Consider the following 17,095-nt stretch of genomic DNA (forward strand, 5'->3'; position numbering starts at 1 on the left):
GTACTCGACGGTGAGGTAGTCGGTCCCGGTGTGATCCGGAATCGCTAGCACCGACACCCCCGGCAATGAAGGCCGCACGAGCGTCACTGTCTCGAGCGTGGTGTCAGCAGGCAACACCTTGACGAACGGGTGCGGGTGATCGGGCGCTACGAACCGGGGCTCGTCTGGTCTAATGAAGCCGGGCGCCGTCGCCCAGGTTGCCACAGGTGACGGTGCAGGACCCCCGAACCTCCACAGTGGCGAAGTTGGTGGGATTCCCGACAGCGGATCGGGTGTCAAGGGAATGACCGGTGCATGTCCACCCCAGCTCTCGGCCGACATTAGACAGTGCGCACTTCCGTACTCGCCGTCAGGGTATGTCGCGGTTGCCGAGGAGGCGCGGAAGGAGTGCTGATAGCCCATCGCATGCGCCACTTCGTGGGCTATAAAGCTCCAGGTGCGTTGTTCGTCGAGGATTGCCGCGTTACGGATGGAACCTACGAACAAGCTTTGAGCCCCGGCATCAACGGCTCCATCCAGCACCACGAAAGCCACACCGTCATGATCTGTAATCGTCAGGCCGAGATGCTCTCGGGCAAGCACGAGGCATGCCTCAATGGCGACCGAACGCGATGCCCGAGTGACCGTATCCACGAAGAGGGTGTCCTCGACGCGCACGACGTCGTGGACGTCTACATAAAGACGGACAAACCCCGCTGAGACGTCGGAGAAGAACCGAGGAAGTCCGAACGGATTCTGCGGATCAAAGAGCCAACGGACGGCGTGGTCGCTCCAACTCGTGACTGCCTGCACACCCCGCCGCTTCACCCGGATCGGGTACACCATCAAACGAGGAGCCCACTCCTGCACGCGACCATTATGTCGGCTGTCGCGAAGCGCACGCTAGCGTCATGCTCGCCCGGATACGGACCGGTCATCGCACGGCCGCAGGTCTGGCAATGCGTCTTGGAGACGCCAAGAGCTGGGTAACGTGAGCGCATGAACGAAGAGCGCAACAACCTGCTTATGCGCCGAGAGATTCTCCGCGGTTACGTCACTGTCCTTGAGCGTGCTGGTGAGCTGCTACAGGTCTGCGCCAGCGTCGACAGTGATGCTGCAGCAGCAGGGTCAGCGATCGCCGAAGCTTTCGGGGTCAGTGACACAGCATCCGACGCGATCCTCCATTTGCAAGTACGAAGATTCACACCTACGGCTCTCGAAGAGATCCGAAACGAGTTGGACGACCTCGAACGTCTCCTGCGCCAAACCGACAGCGCGTAGGAGGACCGGCAAATGATGCGGGTCGAGAGTTGGAGTTGATTGAGGACAGGCGTCGGCCGTCGGGCCAGTTGTCGCGTATCGGTACACCTACGTGGGAGGTTTTCACCGAAGCCGACACCAGGCGCGCCCTGCCTCGTTCATCATAGAGATGATCTGGAACGCATGGCTCAGGCACGTGGAGGCACTCCACATTGATCGAACACTTGACAGGCTGACGGTGTGCGCAGGTCCGCGTGTGGCACCATCGGTTTCCAGGTGATACCACGAGCGAGGCGACGGCCCTTGAGACTGCTCCGCTTCCAGTGAGCTCACGCCGTTCGTGCCCACGAGCAGCGCTACCAGTCGCCCTCCTGCTCCCGCTGCTCGACGTCGCCCAGTCGGGACTCGAGGAGGTCGATCACCTTGCCGCACCACCGCTTGGCACCGTCAGACAGACCGGGTTGAGCAAGCCATCGCTTCACCTGAGCGACCTGGCCCCGTATTCGTATGGATTCGTCGCCGGTCCAGCCACCCGAAATGAACTCACCGATGAGTGGTGAGGTTATGGCGTCATCGTCCCCGAACCGAGCGAGAAGAAATGCCGCTGGCGCGCTCAGCATCTCGTCGCCCACCGATGCGACGGAAGCAACCACACGAGCGCGCTCCTTGGAATCGCCGACCCACCCTTCGAGGACACTGAGATCGACGACGTCCGCGAGCCAGCCCCGCAGAGCGAACGAGAGCTTGAACGAACTGCGCGACTCCAAGCGATCCATGAGGTCAACCCACGCTTCGGGACCGGCCGCTTGAATCGAGCGCGCAAACAGACTCCGCTCTTCGGATCGCGAGTAGATCCTGACCGCATCCCTCTCCACGAGCTGGACGATGGTGTCGACGAGCTGCCGCGGTCTGCGGTCAAGTTGTCGCTCTGCGAGCTTCTTCCAGTCATACCGCTGCTGCCCTACGTCCGGGAAGTCGACTCGCATGGCTACGACATCACCGATGAGATCTTCGAGATCGGCAGATAGGTCGGAGCGGACGTGAATCGCGAAGGCAATGAAGTCGACGAGCGCACTGTAATCCGCTTGCGTCTCGACTCTCTTCAACCAGTCTTGGATGTACTGTCGCAGGAGCGCCTCGTCGCTCTCCTCGCGGAGCCAGTAGAACACCGCGCGTGCGCCGTCAGCGACGGAAACATCCGGAAGATACTCCGCAATCCGCTCTCCCGCTCGCGCCGTGCGCGGCCCCTGGGTGGTGAGCCTGAGCTTGGTTGCGTGGTCCACTTCCATGCCGTCGACGAAATCGTCGTAGGCCCCTAGCCTGAGCTCTTCCTTTGCCAGCAAGTATCCCGTGAGGGCTCTCGAGTTCGAACCTCCAAACGACTCGATCAAGAACTGCTCGTCACGCTCGTTCGCTACGCCGAGACGTCCGATCGCTGCACCGACGTTGAAATCTGTCGGAATCTCCTTCGACAGGGCGTCGATCAGGGAAGCCGTAGCTTCCCCCGGCGTCATGCCGCTCAGAGCCTCGAGCAGGTCTGCTTCGATGTCCGTGTTCCGACGATCCCATGGGGAGGCGTGAGTGATCACCCAGAGTCGGTCGGCGACAGATTCATTGGGGAGTGCCGCGACCATCGCGTCGATGTCTTCCGCGTGCTTGCGTTCGTCCTCCGTGCGGTCGTAGAGCGAACTGAGATCCGCGAGCTCGGCGCGCGCGAGCCGGAGCTGCGCGGCGGGCAGCGATGCAAGGGCCGCAGCGAGATGTTCCTGCACAGCAGGAATGCCGAGCGCGCCATGGATGGCGCCGGTGAGGGACTTGACTGCCTCCTCGGCAACGGCCGAATTCAGATCGTCGGCCAGCGTTCTCAGCAGGTCGATCATCGCGCTTCTGTACGCCCAGACCTCTCCCCATGTCTTGGGCGCGCCCCGAGGTTCGACAACGACGCCGCCCTGGAGTTCACCGGACACCACCGTCGACTCATGACTCTCCAGCGCGCGACCAGCCGCGCTTACGACGAGCGAACGGACTTGCGAGTCCTCAGACGCGAGCTTCCCGCGAAGGTAGGCGAGTCGAGCCTCTGGCGACGCCGACGTCGCAGGAAGCATCGTGCCGAAGAGCTCCACCCACACACCGGTCGAGTTGTTGGAGAAGGTTTCGTTCTCGGCAAGGGCAAGCAGCAGTAGCGAGTCGGCCGCCTCTGAGAAGGTCTCCGAGTGCCACACCAGTTTCTGGAGCGACCAGATGAGGGGCCGCCTCGCTCCGCTTGCAGCCAGCAGCTCAGCCTTGGTTACGCTCCCGAGCAGGTAGGAGATCCGCCTGGACACGCGCCCCGGGGAGAGCACTGCCAGGTGCTCGATGAGGCTGCCCCTGCGATCGGCGGCGACCGCCTCAAGCGAACTAAGCGGGCCGCTCTCCCCCAGCATCTTGTCGACCACAGCGCGGGGCAGGGAAGCATCGCCAATCTCGGCGGCCCGCGCAAACAGTCGCTCGATCAGGTCGTCGGTCAGTTCAGGGATCAAGTCCGTCACAATGCGTGATCCGAACTCAGTCCACCCATTTGAGGCCAGGTAGATCGAAACGGGGCTCGGTCCGACACTGCGATAGCGCCCCTGCGAAGAGAGAAGACCCTTCGCCGCGAGTTCAGCGGCCGCGGCCCTTAGGTCGCCTTCAGGGATGGCGAGGGCGGCGCTCACCGTGCGCACCTCCGACGCTAGATCGCCGTCGAAGCCAAGCCGACTAAACAGGGCCAGGGCGGAGGATGCTAGAAAAAGTGCACCACCGGGGAGTTCATCTGCGATGAATTGCCGGATGTCGGCGGGGTCAACGAGCTGACCGGCAAAGCCCGGGCGCTGCGCGATCAGCGCCTTCGCGCACTTCAACGCGTAGTCGATGTTGCCGGCCGATACCTCGACGATCACGCGCGTCGCTTCGGGCCACAGCGTGGGCATGTTCTCTTGGAGAAGCTTCGACAGCGGCTCGTCATCGAACGCCTTGACAAGGAGTGTCGCCGCTCGGGGAGCACGTTGAGAGGGCTCGCTGATTGTCACCAGGCGGATCCTCGTGCCGGTCTGCAGCATGCCCGCGAAGACATCGTGCCGTTTGGCATCGCACTCGTCGATCACGACGACAGCTGAGCGACCTTGAGTTTGAAGATGATTCAGTACCGCAGGCGGAAACTGGTCTTCGCTCGGAACGTAGACGACCAGCGCCTCGTTTGGCTGATCGCGAAGTGCTTCCATCACCATTCGTGTTTTGCCGAGGCCGCTCACGCCCTCGACGTGGACTCCGGACTCGTCCCCCGACTGGATAGCCTCGCGCAGGTCTTCGATCTGCTTGTCGCGCGCTTCTGACGGCACCCATGTCGTCGTGTGCGAGACGGAGTCAGACCACTCGCCGAAGGTCTGGCCGATCGTCCCCATGCCTCTAATGGACGGGCTACTTGCCACAGCAGGAAACTCCTCAGCCCACCGTGCGAGCGAGTCTCCTGCGAGCACCTCGATCATGCCCGCCACGACCGTCACTCCGAGAGCCCGCGCAACCTTCTCCAAACGCGCTTTGCGTGTGGCGATGAGATTCGGGGCGAGTGACTTTCCAAGCACCAGACGGTATGAACCGCCGGACTTCAGAGTCGCGACGGCTGCGGTCGCGCCACGCAGCTCCATTTCGCAAGCAGCTGGCGGAAGATCACCCGCTTTGAACTGCCACGCAGAATCTCCCGCCGGTAGCCAACTTGTCGAGGTGGAGTTGCTAAGCCCGGCATCGACGCCTCCATCAGCAGCGTTCGTTCGGTACGTCTGGGTGAGTGTCCATCCCGCAAGTCCCGCACGAGCGATCTCCGCCGCGAGCAGCCTGCCAACAAGATCCGCGAAACCTGGCCCGTCGAGCCCTTCGACCTGCTTCGGGGCGACTGAGAACGGCCCCATGTCAGGCACTTAGACTCTCCCCCAACTGATCGACCGCAGCAGTCATGCAGCCCTGATTATGACAGCGCCGCGCCACGCGTCAAGGGAAGGCGAGCTGCGTGTCGATGCGGACCATTGCGGCGGATCATGCCGAGCGGCAGCGGCACTCAACTGTTTGGCTCGCGGCGGTGAAGGAACGCGATCGAGACGCGGATGGGACCGGTGACAAAGCCTCGTGCCCCGCGCGGCTTTGTCGCCCGCGCCGTCCGTAGTAACTCAACTCGCCCACGGCTGCCCGGGGACCTCCCCCCTCCGGGCATGGCCCGTAACGGGATCGACATGAGCCGCCGTCAGACTTCGACGTCGGCACACTCACTCATGCGTCGCTCGACCTCAGCCCTCAACGCAGGGTCCTGCATTGCAGCCGCTAGATGAGCGCCCCATGTCTCAAGGCCGCGTTCGTACTGACGAAGGACTCGCAAGTCCTGGCGGTTACCCCCAAGGTCCATAATGCGGGATTGCAACCAGGTCCGGTTAGCCTCGAGAGCTTCGAGGAACGGGGTGTAGTCCGCGAGGAAGCGTTCGAACGCCCCGCTGTCTCCTTGCCGCGCCGACCAACGTCGCGATGCCCAGTCCGTGACACTCACGCGGTAAGGCTAGCGGGCTCGGACGGATTGAATACGACCGCGCGCTGATTCCCCTCCGCGCACACCGTACGAATGGGGATGCCGCTCGCGCGGCGCGCTTGGTCGGCGTAGCGTCGCGTTGTGGATCCGTTCGACGACGCGCAGCAGCCTCGGTGCCCGGAATGCGGCACCGTGCTCGAGACTGCACGACGCGGCTACGTCTGCCGGGCATGCAACCTAGCGTTCGTCGACGCAATCGCGATCGCGAAGCGCGTCGACCCTATGCGGTAGTGGCGTTTGTGGGTTCGGGCGCGACGAACTAGCCCCCAGCGCCAGCACGGAAACCCTCGCCTGGCGACCACTGGCCCCCTTAACGAGCAGCGTGCGGATAGGGATCCCTCGACGTCGACCACAGGTGCACCCGACGGCGGACCCAGTTGTCAGCGGGTAACGACCCGAGTGAACAAGGTGCTTGTGCCAGCAAGCACCTTGTACGTTGGCCTTTGCGATGACACCAAGAATCCCAGCGCGACCTGGCCCGTTCCTGAGATTCAACGGACTCGCCACTGGCGCACTGGTTATTAAAGGTGCTGCCGTCGAGGTTTGGAGCGCGGCTCGGCTCTCACGAGCGACATAGGCTTCGCTGGGATACTGGGGCGATGTCCGTTCATCCGGAGGGCTCCGGTGTTGCGCTCCCCGCTCTCCTGTATGTCGAGGACGACGCTGAGATCGCGGTGATCGTCGTCGAAATGCTGGGCGAGCATTATCGCGTCCATCATGTCGTCGATGGGGAGGCGGCCTTGTCTGCGGCGTTGAGTAGACGCTTTGATGTGATGTTGGTTGACCGTCGGCTGCCGGGTATCTCTGGTGCGGACTTCGTCCGTGCGATCCGGACAGCGCATCTGGCGACTGGGCCACCTTCCCCGACGACGCGCAGGCGCAGCCCGCGTGGTCTGGATGCACGCAGGCGCAGTTCGACTGGCTGATGGCCCACTCGGTGTCTCAGCCGAAGCCCGGTGGTCTGCTCGACTTCGTGAACAGCGCGACCGACGGCGGCGCTCTCTCGGTGCGGTCCATCCGCGCCGAAGGCGACCTCGTCGCGCAGAGCCCCGCTCGCATCACGGTGTGGTGCGAGGGTGCGGGGACCGGGGCCGGCGGCGAGTACACGATCGTGAAGGTCGTTCTCGGCGACGAATCACCCGCGACGGTGATCGCGAGTTCGGTGCTGCCGGTGGGGTCGCTCTTCACACAGGACCTCGCACCCGGCCAGGCCGGCCAGATCTTCCTCAGCGTCGACACCGCCGACCCGACCAAAGACTTCGAGGGACGGATCGTGGCCGATGTCGTCGCCGGCGAAGACGAATCGACATTCACCATCGACGAGGGCGTTCTGTGGCGCTCCGCACCGTCGGTGCGGTCCGGGGTGATCGTGGTGGCGTGGGAAGACGGCGTCATGCGCTGCGCACCCATGCCGGTCACCGCGCCGCTGTTCGAGCAGACGCAGTGGGGAACGCGCAACACCATGCGGAATCCGGATGCTGCCTCCGGCCCGGCGTGCGCTCCCGCCGATCTCGCCACCTGGATCGCGGGGCTTCTGGTTGAGTACTGACGCGCCCGAGCAGCCGGCATCCACCCCGTCCGCAGCGCGACCGCGGACACGCGCGGCGAACCGCCGGACGAAGCCGCCGGCGACCCGCAGGATCGTGGGCCGCGTGTGGGCGGTCATCGGCGCCGTCGTCGGCATCGTCGGGGCGGTCACCGGTGTCATCGGCATCTGGCCGATCCTCACGGCCAATGCGTCGGGGGTCGACGACCTGCGCATCACCGCGAGCCCCTACCCCGAATCGGCCACCGAGTGGGCCCTACCGGTGGGCAGCGATCTCTCGACCTATCCGGCGGGCAGCTCCGAGGAGTGCTCTGCCGCCCAGCTCGCCTGGCTGCAGCAGAGCGCAGTCCAGATCCATCGGACGCTTCTGCTCGACCTCCGCAATGTCGCCGACAGCGGCCCGATGCTGTCGATCTCCGACGTCCGGATCGAGGGCGAGCGCGCCACCAACCGTGCGTCGGCCGTGCTCGTCGTGTGCGACACGTCGGCCGCACCGCCGCGGCCGCTCGAGGCGGCCATGCTCGACGCGTCGAGCGCGACCTCGGTGGCGGTCTTCTCGGCCGAGGCGTACGGCATCCAGCAGGAGGGCCTGCCCGATCTTCCCGTCACATGGAACCTCGCGCCCGGTGAAACGGGTCTCATCATTCTGCGCATCGGGTCGTCGGTCGCGTACGACGGCAACCTCGTCGCCGGGGTCGTCGACAAGGGCACCAAGTCCGACATCGAGATCACCGTCGACGGCGTCGACAGCCTCTCCTCCCCCGCGCTCGTCGCCCTGGGCGAGGTGCATCTGCGCGCCGGCTCGGCGCTCACCTGCGTCGACGAGGCGGATGCCGCCACCCCGTGCGACGTCGACCTCTTGATGGCCGGTCAGACCCCCGCTCGCTGATCCCACCCACCCGCTCGGCTAAACTCGCCGGATCAAGCGCGCACCGTCGCGGCGCTCCGCTCTCGAGGAGGCCCATGGACGATGCACCGCTGCGCATCCCCCCGCGCCCGCCCCTGCCGACGCGCGAACCGGACGCACAGGCCCGAGCTCCCCGTCGGCTGATGCGCGATCCCCGCGCCTATCTCGCGCTCTACCTCGCGGTGCTCGCCGCCGTCGCCTTCTGGCCGTCGCCGGTCGATCAGGGCGCCGGGCCGTTGCTCCGCGTCGTCACCCGGCTGATCCCGGTGCTGACGTATCCGCGCATCGAGTTCGCGGCGAACATCGCCCTGTTCGTGCCGTTCGGGCTGCTGCTCGCGCTCATCATCACGCGAAACCGCTGGCTGGTGCTGCCGATCGCCTTCCTCGCCACGGTGACGATCGAGTGCGTGCAGGCCGTTGCGCTGGGCGCGCGAACGCCCAGCGTGCTCGACATCATCGCGAACACGGCCGGGGCGTGCCTCGGGATGCTGGCAGCGGCCGCCATCGAGGTCCTCCGCGACGCGCGCACACCACCTCCGCCGCCGTCGCGCTGAGCGCACACCGGCCGCGCTGCGCGCGCACGCCGACCGGGGAGAGGGCCCGATTCCCTCTCCCCGGTCGGCGCATCCGAGCCGGTCGGCTCCTCCGAGCCGGTCAGGCGGCGACGGAGTCTTTCTCGTGGGTGCCGAGGTCGAAGGTCTCGGCGACCACCGGTCGTCCGAGCGCGCGATACTCCCAACCGGCCCGCCGGTAGGCCGTCGCGTCGAGAGCGTGGCGCCCGTCGACGATCTTCTTCTCGGCCACGATCTCACCGAGGAGCGTCGGGTCGGCACGGCGGAACTGCTCCCATTCGGTGAGGAGCACCGTGACCTCCGCGCCGCGCACGCATTTGCCGAGGGTGTCGGCGTACTCGAGGTCGGGGTAGAGGCGGTGGGCGTTGTCGTTCGCCTCCGGGTCGTACACCGAGACGAGCGCGCCCTCGAGGTAGAGCATGCGGGCGACATCTAGCGCGGGCGCGTCGCGCACGTCGTCGGAGTTCGGCTTGAACGCCGCCCCCAGCGCCGCGACACGCACACCCAGCAGCGACCCTCCGGCCAGCTCCCGCACGAGGTCGACCGTGCGCGCGCGCCGGCGCAGATTGATCTGGTCGACCTCGTCGAGGAAGCGCACGGCCGCGCCCACCCCGAGCTCTTCGGCGCGGTGCCGGAACGCGCGGATGTCCTTCGGCAGGCACCCCCCTCCGAAACCGAGCCCGGGCTTCAGGAAGCGCGCCCCGATGCGGTCGTCGAACGAGAGCGCCTTGGCGAGCAGGTTGACGTCGGCGCCGGTGGCCTCGCACACTTCGGCCATCGCGTTGATGTACGAGATCTTCGTCGCGAGGAACGAGTTGGCGGCGACCTTCACGAGCTCGGCCGTCGCCGTGTCGGCCACGACGACCGGGGTCCCCTCGGCGATGATCGGCGCGAACGCGTCGCGCAGGGCGCGCTCGGCGTAGTCCGACGCGACGCCGAACACCAGCCGGTCAGGGCGCAGGGTGTCTTCCACCGCGAACCCCTCGCGCAGGAACTCGGGATTCCAGGCGAGCTCGAGGTCGGTGCCCGCCGGCGAGACCTCCTGCACGATCGTAGTCAGACGGGCGGCCGTGCCGATCGGCACGGTCGACTTGCCCACGAGCAGCGCGCGGCGGTCGATGCGTTTGGCGAGCTCGGTGAACGCCGACTCGACGTAGCGCAGGTCGGCCGCGTGCGACCCGGCGAGCTGCGGCGTGCCGACGCAGATGAAGTGCACGTCGCCGAACGCGGCGGCCTCGTCGAAGTCGGTCGTGAAGCGCAGCCGACCGTAGTCGAGCGCCTCCCGCAGCTTCTCGGGCAGTCCGGGTTCGAAGAACGGCACGTCGCCGGCGGCGAGACGCGCGATCTTGTCGGGATCGACGTCCACCCCCAGCACCTCATAGCCGAGCACGGCCATGCAGATGGCGTGTGTGGCGCCGAGATAGCCCGTTCCGATGACGGTCAGGCGTGGGAGTGGACCGGTGAGCACATTCTGTGCCGGTTCCATGCGGTGCAATGTCACGACTTCCTCCAGATGGTCGGTGTTGCGAGACGCCGATCGGGGCGGCGGTCTTTGCGCGGTCCCCCGGGATGCGCAAAGACAGGGGTGATCTCAGCGGCATTCGACATTGGCGAACCCTTCTGCTGCCGCGGAGACGGTATTGGAGCACTCGACGACGTTGTCGCGCACAGGTGTGAGGGAGAAGCCGAATCCCGGCCCGTTGACGGTGGCTGTATTGCCGCGGAACACGTTGCCGCTGCCGTAGCCGCCGTCGCCGATCTCGTGGGTCTGGAAGCCGTCGAGCGGCGAGTTGACCCCGGTGTTGCCCTCGATGAGCCAGTCGTTTCCCTTGACATCGACCCAGCTGTCGGCCGCGGAGATCGTCGCACCGTCGAACGAGTTGGCACGGAGGGTGCCGCCGCGGGTGCCCTCTTTGATGTCGACCGCCTCGGAGGTGGTGCCGCTGATGAGGTTGCCCTCGATCAGGTTGTCGTCGGAGGCGTCGGGCTGGCAGTCGCTGATGTCGCACCAGTTCGACTCGGCGGTGCCGATGTAGATGCCCTCGCCGAACTTGGGTTTACGCTGACCGGTGTTGCTGATGGTGTTGCCGCGCACGATGTTGCCGGTCGAGAAGCGGCGCAGGTGGATGGCTTCGTCTCCGGTGTCGCTGACGGTGAGGTTCTCGATGACGCTGCCGGTGGTGCCGTCGGCCATCACCCCCTTCTGCCCGTTGGTGACGGTGAAGCCGATGAGGTGCCAGTACTCAGCGCCGTCGAGGTGCACGATGTAGCCGTCTTTGACGCCTCCGCCCTGCAGCACGGCGTCTTTCGGCCCGCAGAGCGTGATGGGCGAAGAGGCGGTGCCCGAGGCCGTCGCCACGAAGTTGCCTTCGTAGGTGCCCGGGGCGAGCACGATGACATCGCCCGGCTGAGCCATCTCGAGGGCGGAGTGGAGCGCGTCGGCCGAGGTCACAGTAGGGGTGGGGGAGGGACACTCGGCCGACGCGGCCGGGCTCGACGGCGCCGGGGTGGCGGCGATCGTCGGAGTAGATGAGGGCCGGGGGGATGCCGAGGCTTCTCCCCCTGCCGTGGGCGTGCGGCCGGGGGCGGTGGCGGGAGCGGTGACGGTGGGTGCGGGACCCGCGGCGAGGGCGACGATGCCCCACGCCCCGGCGGTGAGCGCGACGCCGAGCACGAACGCGATGCCCGCGAGCACCCACGGTCGCGCCGTGAGCGCGGCAAGCGCTCCGCGTGCGCCTTCCGACGGCAGGCCCCCCGGCGCTGCCGTTCCCGCACCCTCCGGCCCCGCGCCCGACAGCCGCGACCCCTCGGCACCCTCAGGTCGGCCGCCGTTCGCGCCCGACTCGTCCGGCCCGCTCACGAGGTGCCTCCCCGAGCGGGAGTGCGTCCGAGCGTCGACGGATCGACGACACCGGCCGTCAGGGCCGAGAGCGGGGTGTGCGAGGCGTACGGGTTCCGGATGCCGGAGTCCCGCCGGCGGGCGCGCACACCGGTCACGGCGGTGATCACGACCAGCAGTCCGAGCGTCAGCCACATCACCGTCAAGGGCTGGAAGATGCTGCGGAGCACGACGTCGAGCGGCTTGGTCGAGACCCAGGCATCCACGTCGTTCTCGGTCATGGTGATCGCCACGCCGTCGCCGGCGCGGGCGGTGTCGATGGCGCTGGCACCGCGCCCCGCGACCGAGTTGCGGGTGATGTCGGTGTCGCCTGCGGCCGAGATGACCGTGATCGCGTGGCTCGTGGTGTCGACGATCGTGTTGCGGTCGACGCGCCCGGCCGCGTCGCGGAGGAAGATGCCCACCTCGCCCCCGGAGATGTCGTTGGCCTGCACGAGAGCCCCCGTCACACCGTCGCGGAGCGCGATGGCCTGGGCTGTGGACCGCTCGACGATGTTGCCGGTGATCGAGACGTCCGAGACGCCGCTGGCCACGACGATGCCCATGGTTTGGTCGCTGACCGCGTTGCCGTCGACGGTGAGGTTCGCGCCGCCGAGCAGCTCGATGCCGTAGCGGCCGTTGCCGGCGATCTTGGAGTCGCTCACTTCGTTGCCTCCGAACGATCCGAGGCTCGCGCCCACCGGGTTGGGGCCGTCGGCGAGCGCGCCGCCCTCCAGCGTGATGCCGTTGCGGCCGTTCGCCTCGACGGTCGCCCGCGAGAGCACGACGCCCGTGGCTGCGCGGGCGACCGTGATGCCGTCGACGGCGTTGTTGCTGGCCGAGCTGTTGTGGATCACGGCATCCTCCACTTCTCGGTGCAGCACCAGGCCGTCGACGAGGTTGTTGTCGAAGGTCGAGTCGCGGATGTCGACGCCCCGCGCCGACGTGATGAACATGCCGTAGGCGTTGTCGCGCGCTGTGACGCTGTCGATGTCGGCCGAGACGAAGCTGTAGGCGCCGAGGTCGGGGGTGGCGTCGAGGGGCACCGCGGCATCCGACCCCGTGGGGAAGATCTCGTTGCCGTACACGGTGGTGCCGGTCGATGCGTCGCCGCGCACCGTCTGTCCGACGACGGTCTCGCCGTCGGAGGTGCCGGTGAGCGAGACGCCGCCGGTGCGACCCGACCAGAAGCCGAGGTCGTGGAAGTCGACGTTCGCGAAGCGGGCGGTGCCGCCGCTCACGCGGACGTACGCACGACCGTCGGAGGTGGTGGTGTCGGCCTGGTCGGTGCGCGAGTCCCATGCGACCACCTCGGCACGCTTCTCGGGGGTGCCCGAGATCTGGATCGCCCCGCCGAGACTCGCGATCGACACGAAGAGGTCGGGCGTGCTCGTCAGGTGCAGGCGCAGTGCGTCGCGCGAGGTGAGCGAGAGCGTGGCGCCCTGGTCGACGATGATGTTCTCACTCAGCAGGTAGCTGCCGTCGGGCTGCTGCACGAAGGTCGACGGGGCGAGCTCGAGCAGGTCGGAGATCGTGTAGGGCGCCTCGCGTTCGATGAGCACGAGCGTGTAGGCGTTGCCGGTCACGAGGCGGAACGGACGGTTGGCGCTCGCGCCGGTCCATCCGGCGGCGTTGGCGATGGCCCGCACCTCCACGAGGCGGCGCTCTTCGTTGGCGACGAGGGTCGCCTCGAGCTCGGGGTCGCCGGGGTAGGCCTCGCCGCGCACGACGTTGTCGCTCTCAGCGGGCGTGACGGGTGCGGGGGTCGGCGCTTCGCTGCCGGTCGCGGTGCCGGCCGCTGTGGCCGGTGCGGCGGACAGGGCGATGAGGCCCACGGCCAGCGCGAATCCTGCCGCAGCGCGTGCGGCGGTGGTGCGGGCGTTCACGCGGCGACTGCTTCGGGCTGGTCGCGGTCGTCGAACGACGACGAACGGGTCGGAGGTGCCGACGAGGGCATCTCGGCGATGAGGGTCTTGGCGGTCTGGCCGTCGCCGCCGATCTGGTCGGCGTGCCGGGTGAGCCAGCCCTGCTTGTTCATCGTGACGAACGCGTAGAGCTTGATGGGAAGCGCGATGAAGATCACCGTGAGGGCGACCACCGGCAGCAGGAAGATGTCGAGCGGCCGGCGACGCAGGTGCGAGAAGCCCCGGATGCCGCGGGTCACCAGCACCCAGGCGATCACCGCCCAGACGCCGATCGACGAGATCTCGAGGCGGCTGAAGAGGATGTAGAAGATCGTCAGCCCCATCGTCACCGGCGTCAGCAGGATCTGCAGCACGGTGATCTTGGTGACGAACGGCGTGCGCCAGAGCCATCCCTTGGCGATGGCGGTGAGGTAGGTGCGGTACGAGTTGCGGCTCCACCGCACGCGCTGCTTGATGAACGCCGTGAAGCTCGACGGGAACATCGACAGCGCCCGGGCCGAGCGCTGGTGCACCGTCTTGTAACCCGAGGCGAGCACGAGCCAGGTCAGCCGGCCGTCGTCGCCGGCGATGCAGCGCCGACCGAGGAAGTATTCGTTCTCGAGGTGCTCGAGCACCGGCATCACCGCCGAGCGGCGGTAGACCGCGGTGCGCCCCGAGATGCAGGCCACCGCTCCGGCACGCCCCATGGCGGGCACGTAGTTGTAGTACCGCAGGTCGACCAGCCAGTCGGCGACCCGGCGCCACACGCTCGTGCCGCGCTGGTAGACGTTCTGCTGGGTCGAGACGCCGCCGACCATCGGGTCGACGAAGGGCATCTGCACGTTCTCGAGCAGACCACGGGTCCAGGAGGTGTCGGAGTCGACGAGCACGAGGATCTCGCTCGTCGCGAGGCGGATGCCGCAGCCGAGCGCCGAGCGCTTGCCTGCGTGCTCGAAGAGAACCGGGGTGATCACCGGGTCGCCCAGCGCCATGATGCGGTCGTATGCCTCGAGGTCGGCGACGTCGAGCACGATGATGATCTCGGTCGGGTCTTGCGCACGCCACGTCTGCAGACACCGCAGCAGGATGTCGGGGTCTTCGTGGTACGACGGCACGATCACCGAGGTCGTCGTGCGGAAGTCGCTGACGATGGCCGGCGTGCGCGCCGACAGGATGACGCGGTAGAGCCAGAGTGCCCACACGACCGTGCCGGCGATGGCCAGCGGAAAGTACGGTGCGAGCGTCTCCCACGTGTCGGTGACGGTCTGCCAGAACGACGGAAGTGACGGCAGATCTGTCGAAGCCCCAGAAAAAACGGATGCCGAAATACCAAGCATGTGACCCCCCCGAGTCGTTTGCGGTGAAACAATCCGCCACCGTCAGACGCGGACCGCGACACGGTCTGCGCATTCCTCTGGTCAACGGTGGCCATGTCGTGTGATCGCCATTCGAGTGGCGATCCCGCGTCATCGGGAAGCAGGGCACACGCTGACAGGCGAAGTCGCTTCCGGTCAATGGGCGATGGGCGATGTCGGCGATTGTTCACGCGACCGTCACCGCTTGAAACCGCCCCGAAACACGGCCAGGTTCATCCTTTGGAGCCTGACCCGCTTTTCCGGACACCGACTTTGAGGCGATGATCGTCTTGGAAGGAGTCCGTGAGATGCCTGCTGCCCACCCGCCGGAGTTCCGGCGTCGAGCCCTGGATCTGGTCGCCCAGGGCAACCCTGTCAGTCAGACCGCGCGTGATCTCGGGATCAGCGAATCCTGCCTGCGGAACTGGATGAACCGCGACGCCGTCGACTCCGGCCGCAAGGCCGGGGTCACCACCGATGAGCACAAGGAACTCGTCGAGCTGCGCCGCCGCAACCGCGTGCTCGAGATGGAGATCGAAATCCTCAAGCGCGCCAGCGCTTACTTCGCCCGGGAGAACGTCCTCCCAAAATAGGGTTCCGGCTGGTCCGCGAGCTCGCCGCTGACGGTGTCCCCGTCGCGGTGGCCTGCCGGTTCCTGAACGTCTCGACCTCCGGCTACTACGACTGGCGAGACCGGCCACCGTCTGCGCGGGCCATCGCCGACGGCGAGCTGACGGCCACGATCAGGCGCATTCATGCCGACTCTCGGCAGACGTATGGGGCGCCGCGGGTGCTCGCCGACCTGCGGCTCGGACTCGGCGTCCACGTTGCCCGGAAACGCGTCGCACGGTTGATGCGGTTGGACGGGCTGGTCGGAGTATCGCATCGTCGCAAGCGACGCGGCTGGAAGCCCGACACCGCGACCCACGAGGACCTCGTGAAGCGGCAGTTCCGCGCAGACGCGCCGAACCGGCTCTGGTTCTGTGACATCACGCAACACCGCGCGAGAGACGGATGGGTCTACTGCGCCGCCGTGATCGACGCCTACTCGCGCCGTATCGTCGGCTGGTCGATCAGCGATCGCATCACCGCGGAGATCGTCGTCGACGCGCTTGAGATGGCCCGGTGGCGGCGCCGTCCCGAGCCCGGAACCGTGGTCCACGCCGACAGAGGAGCGCAATACACCAGCTGGCTCTTCGGACACAGGCTCCGCCAGGCAGGCCTGCTCGGATCGATGGGCAGAGTCGCGTCCAGCGTTGACAACGCGCTCATCGAGAGCTTCTGGTCGACCATGCAACGCGAACTCCTGGACCGCGCCGTCTGGGACAGTCGGGCGCAGCTCGCGTCAGCCATGTTCGAGTGGATCGAGGGCTTCTGCAACCCCCGCCGCCGGCACACCTCCCTCGGCGACCTCAGCCCCGTCGAGTTCGAGGCCCTTCACACCGCCGCAGAAATCGCGGCATGATCAACACACAAGAACCGTCCGGGAAACCGGGTCAGGATCCGAGGGACAGAGCGGTCCCGCACACTGCCGAATACTCAGGAGTACAGATGACCCGTGAACCGACCGATCGCGAAGTTCGGGCATACCTCGCCGCTGAACGCACGCCCGTGATCTTCGCTGAGGGAGCGTTGCCGCCACGCGGCGGGGAGATGAATGGCAAACGGCTCATCTTGTGCACGATGACGCTCGAGGGTGTGCCGAGAATACTCCTTGAGGATCAGGTCGGAAGCGCAGCTGTCGAAATAACCGCCGCCCGTGTAGCCGGTGTGCGCATGGAATCCAAGCCCTTCGAAGCTTCAGCCGCGGTCGAAGTCCAGGGCCGGGCGGATGATGGTCGCGTGCTCGACGACGACGGGAAACCCCAGTTCTTCGTCATCTCGGGGCCGAAGAGAGTCCTAGGGCGCGCGTTTTCGTCAATCGGCATCTCGCTGTGAGTAGTGAGCCTCACTGGGCTGCTGAGGACCGACTGAAGGCTGTCGCGAGGATTGCATTCGGAGCGCTTCTTGCCCTGGGTCTAGCGACGTCAACGACCGCATGCGCGCGCTTATCGGACTCCAGATCGGCGAGCACAGCGCCAAGCTGCTCACAGTTGCTCACGGCTG

Annotated in this window: 14 protein-coding genes; 8 read left to right on the top strand and 6 right to left on the bottom strand. The window is 66.7% G+C overall.

The features are described from left to right. Positions 1–849: hypothetical protein (locus MSA03_RS13425; protein ID WP_147051390.1), on the bottom strand; the 849-nt coding region annotated here is incomplete at its 3' end. Positions 850–978: 129 nt separating this feature from the next. On the opposite strand from MSA03_RS13425, the gene MSA03_RS13430 reads away from it, so the two are divergent. Continuing rightward, complete coding sequence (locus tag MSA03_RS13430) at positions 979–1,260, top strand: hypothetical protein (protein ID WP_147051391.1); 282 nt, start codon at positions 979–981, stop codon at positions 1,258–1,260. Positions 1,261–1,595: 335 nt separating this feature from the next. Here the strand turns inward: MSA03_RS13430 and MSA03_RS13435 are convergent, their stop codons facing one another. Further along, a complete protein-coding gene (locus tag MSA03_RS13435) occupies positions 1,596–5,171 on the bottom strand; it encodes a hypothetical protein (RefSeq protein WP_147051392.1) in 3,576 nt (1,191 codons plus the stop codon). A gap of 1,255 nt (positions 5,172–6,426) precedes the next feature. On the opposite strand from MSA03_RS13435, the gene MSA03_RS13440 reads away from it, so the two are divergent. The 4 genes from MSA03_RS13440 (at position 6,427) to MSA03_RS13455 (ending at position 8,834) form a co-directional block, all read left to right on the top strand. Next, positions 6,427–6,753 carry a response regulator gene (locus tag MSA03_RS13440; RefSeq protein WP_147051393.1) on the top strand — a complete coding sequence of 109 codons (327 nt, stop codon included), beginning with the start codon at positions 6,427–6,429 and terminating at the stop codon, positions 6,751–6,753. Next, the gene (locus MSA03_RS13445; protein ID WP_147051394.1) at positions 6,753–7,376 is read left to right on the top strand and encodes a hypothetical protein; all 624 of its coding nucleotides are present in this window, start codon (positions 6,753–6,755) and stop codon (positions 7,374–7,376) included. The genes MSA03_RS13440 and MSA03_RS13445 overlap by 1 nt, the downstream gene beginning before the upstream one ends. Before the next feature lie 94 nt (positions 7,377–7,470). After that, positions 7,471–8,262 (top strand): hypothetical protein, encoded by a 792-nt coding sequence (locus MSA03_RS13450; protein WP_147051395.1) that lies wholly within the window; start codon positions 7,471–7,473, stop codon positions 8,260–8,262. Between the two features lie 161 nt (positions 8,263–8,423). Continuing rightward, complete coding sequence (locus MSA03_RS13455) at positions 8,424–8,834, top strand: VanZ family protein (protein ID WP_244946435.1); 411 nt, start codon at positions 8,424–8,426, stop codon at positions 8,832–8,834. 100 nt (positions 8,835–8,934) lie between these two features. Here MSA03_RS13455 and MSA03_RS13460 read toward each other — a convergent pair whose 3' ends face one another. The 4 genes from MSA03_RS13460 to MSA03_RS13475 form a co-directional block, all read right to left on the bottom strand. Next, complete coding sequence (locus MSA03_RS13460; protein ID WP_147051397.1) at positions 8,935–10,338, bottom strand: UDP-glucose dehydrogenase family protein; 1,404 nt, start codon at positions 10,336–10,338, stop codon at positions 8,935–8,937. A gap of 105 nt (positions 10,339–10,443) precedes the next feature. Then, positions 10,444–11,712, bottom strand: a complete 1,269-nt coding sequence (locus MSA03_RS13465; RefSeq protein WP_244946436.1) for a right-handed parallel beta-helix repeat-containing protein — start codon at positions 11,710–11,712, stop codon at positions 10,444–10,446. Further along, the gene (locus MSA03_RS13470) at positions 11,709–13,616 is read right to left on the bottom strand and encodes a right-handed parallel beta-helix repeat-containing protein (protein ID WP_170245514.1); all 1,908 of its coding nucleotides are present in this window, start codon (positions 13,614–13,616) and stop codon (positions 11,709–11,711) included. Before MSA03_RS13470 ends, MSA03_RS13465 begins: the two co-directional genes overlap by 4 nt. Further along, a complete protein-coding gene (locus MSA03_RS13475; RefSeq protein ID WP_147051399.1) occupies positions 13,613–14,971 on the bottom strand; it encodes a glycosyltransferase in 1,359 nt (452 codons plus the stop codon). The genes MSA03_RS13470 and MSA03_RS13475 overlap by 4 nt, the downstream gene beginning before the upstream one ends. A 326-nt stretch (positions 14,972–15,297) precedes the next feature. Here MSA03_RS13475 and MSA03_RS13480 point away from each other — a divergent pair, with 326 nt between their 5' ends. The 3 genes from MSA03_RS13480 to MSA03_RS13490 all read left to right on the top strand — a co-directional run bounded on the left by MSA03_RS13480 (position 15,298) and on the right by MSA03_RS13490 (position 16,927). Beyond that, positions 15,298–15,582 carry a transposase gene (locus MSA03_RS13480; RefSeq protein ID WP_170245515.1) on the top strand — a complete coding sequence of 95 codons (285 nt, stop codon included), beginning with the start codon at positions 15,298–15,300 and terminating at the stop codon, positions 15,580–15,582. Positions 15,583–15,590: 8 nt separating this feature from the next. Continuing rightward, positions 15,591–16,454, top strand: a complete 864-nt coding sequence (locus MSA03_RS13485; protein WP_244946439.1) for an IS3 family transposase — start codon at positions 15,591–15,593, stop codon at positions 16,452–16,454. Between the two features lie 86 nt (positions 16,455–16,540). After that, positions 16,541–16,927 carry a hypothetical protein gene (locus MSA03_RS13490; RefSeq protein ID WP_147051402.1) on the top strand — a complete coding sequence of 129 codons (387 nt, stop codon included), beginning with the start codon at positions 16,541–16,543 and terminating at the stop codon, positions 16,925–16,927. Positions 16,928–17,095: the final 168 nt, after the last annotated feature.

This window comes from Microbacterium saccharophilum (assembly GCF_007992455.1).
Lineage (GTDB): Bacteria > Actinomycetota > Actinomycetes > Actinomycetales > Microbacteriaceae > Microbacterium > Microbacterium saccharophilum.

What these genes read in the sequence shown, in the direction of transcription:
- MSA03_RS13430 (WP_147051391.1), top strand. Translation starts at nt 979, where the DNA reads ATGAACGAAGAGCGCAACAACCTGCTTATGCGCCGAGAGATTCTCCGC.
- MSA03_RS13440 (WP_147051393.1), top strand. Translation starts at nt 6,427, where the DNA reads ATGTCCGTTCATCCGGAGGGCTCCGGTGTTGCGCTCCCCGCTCTCCTG.
- MSA03_RS13445 (WP_147051394.1), top strand. Translation starts at nt 6,753, where the DNA reads ATGGCCCACTCGGTGTCTCAGCCGAAGCCCGGTGGTCTGCTCGACTTC.
- MSA03_RS13455 (WP_244946435.1), top strand. Translation starts at nt 8,424, where the DNA reads ATGCGCGATCCCCGCGCCTATCTCGCGCTCTACCTCGCGGTGCTCGCC.
- MSA03_RS13460 (WP_147051397.1), bottom strand. Translation starts at nt 10,338, where the DNA reads ATGGAACCGGCACAGAATGTGCTCACCGGTCCACTCCCACGCCTGACC.
- MSA03_RS13475 (WP_147051399.1), bottom strand. Translation starts at nt 14,971, where the DNA reads ATGCTTGGTATTTCGGCATCCGTTTTTTCTGGGGCTTCGACAGATCTG.
- MSA03_RS13480 (WP_170245515.1), top strand. Translation starts at nt 15,298, where the DNA reads ATGCCTGCTGCCCACCCGCCGGAGTTCCGGCGTCGAGCCCTGGATCTG.
- MSA03_RS13490 (WP_147051402.1), top strand. Translation starts at nt 16,541, where the DNA reads ATGACCCGTGAACCGACCGATCGCGAAGTTCGGGCATACCTCGCCGCT.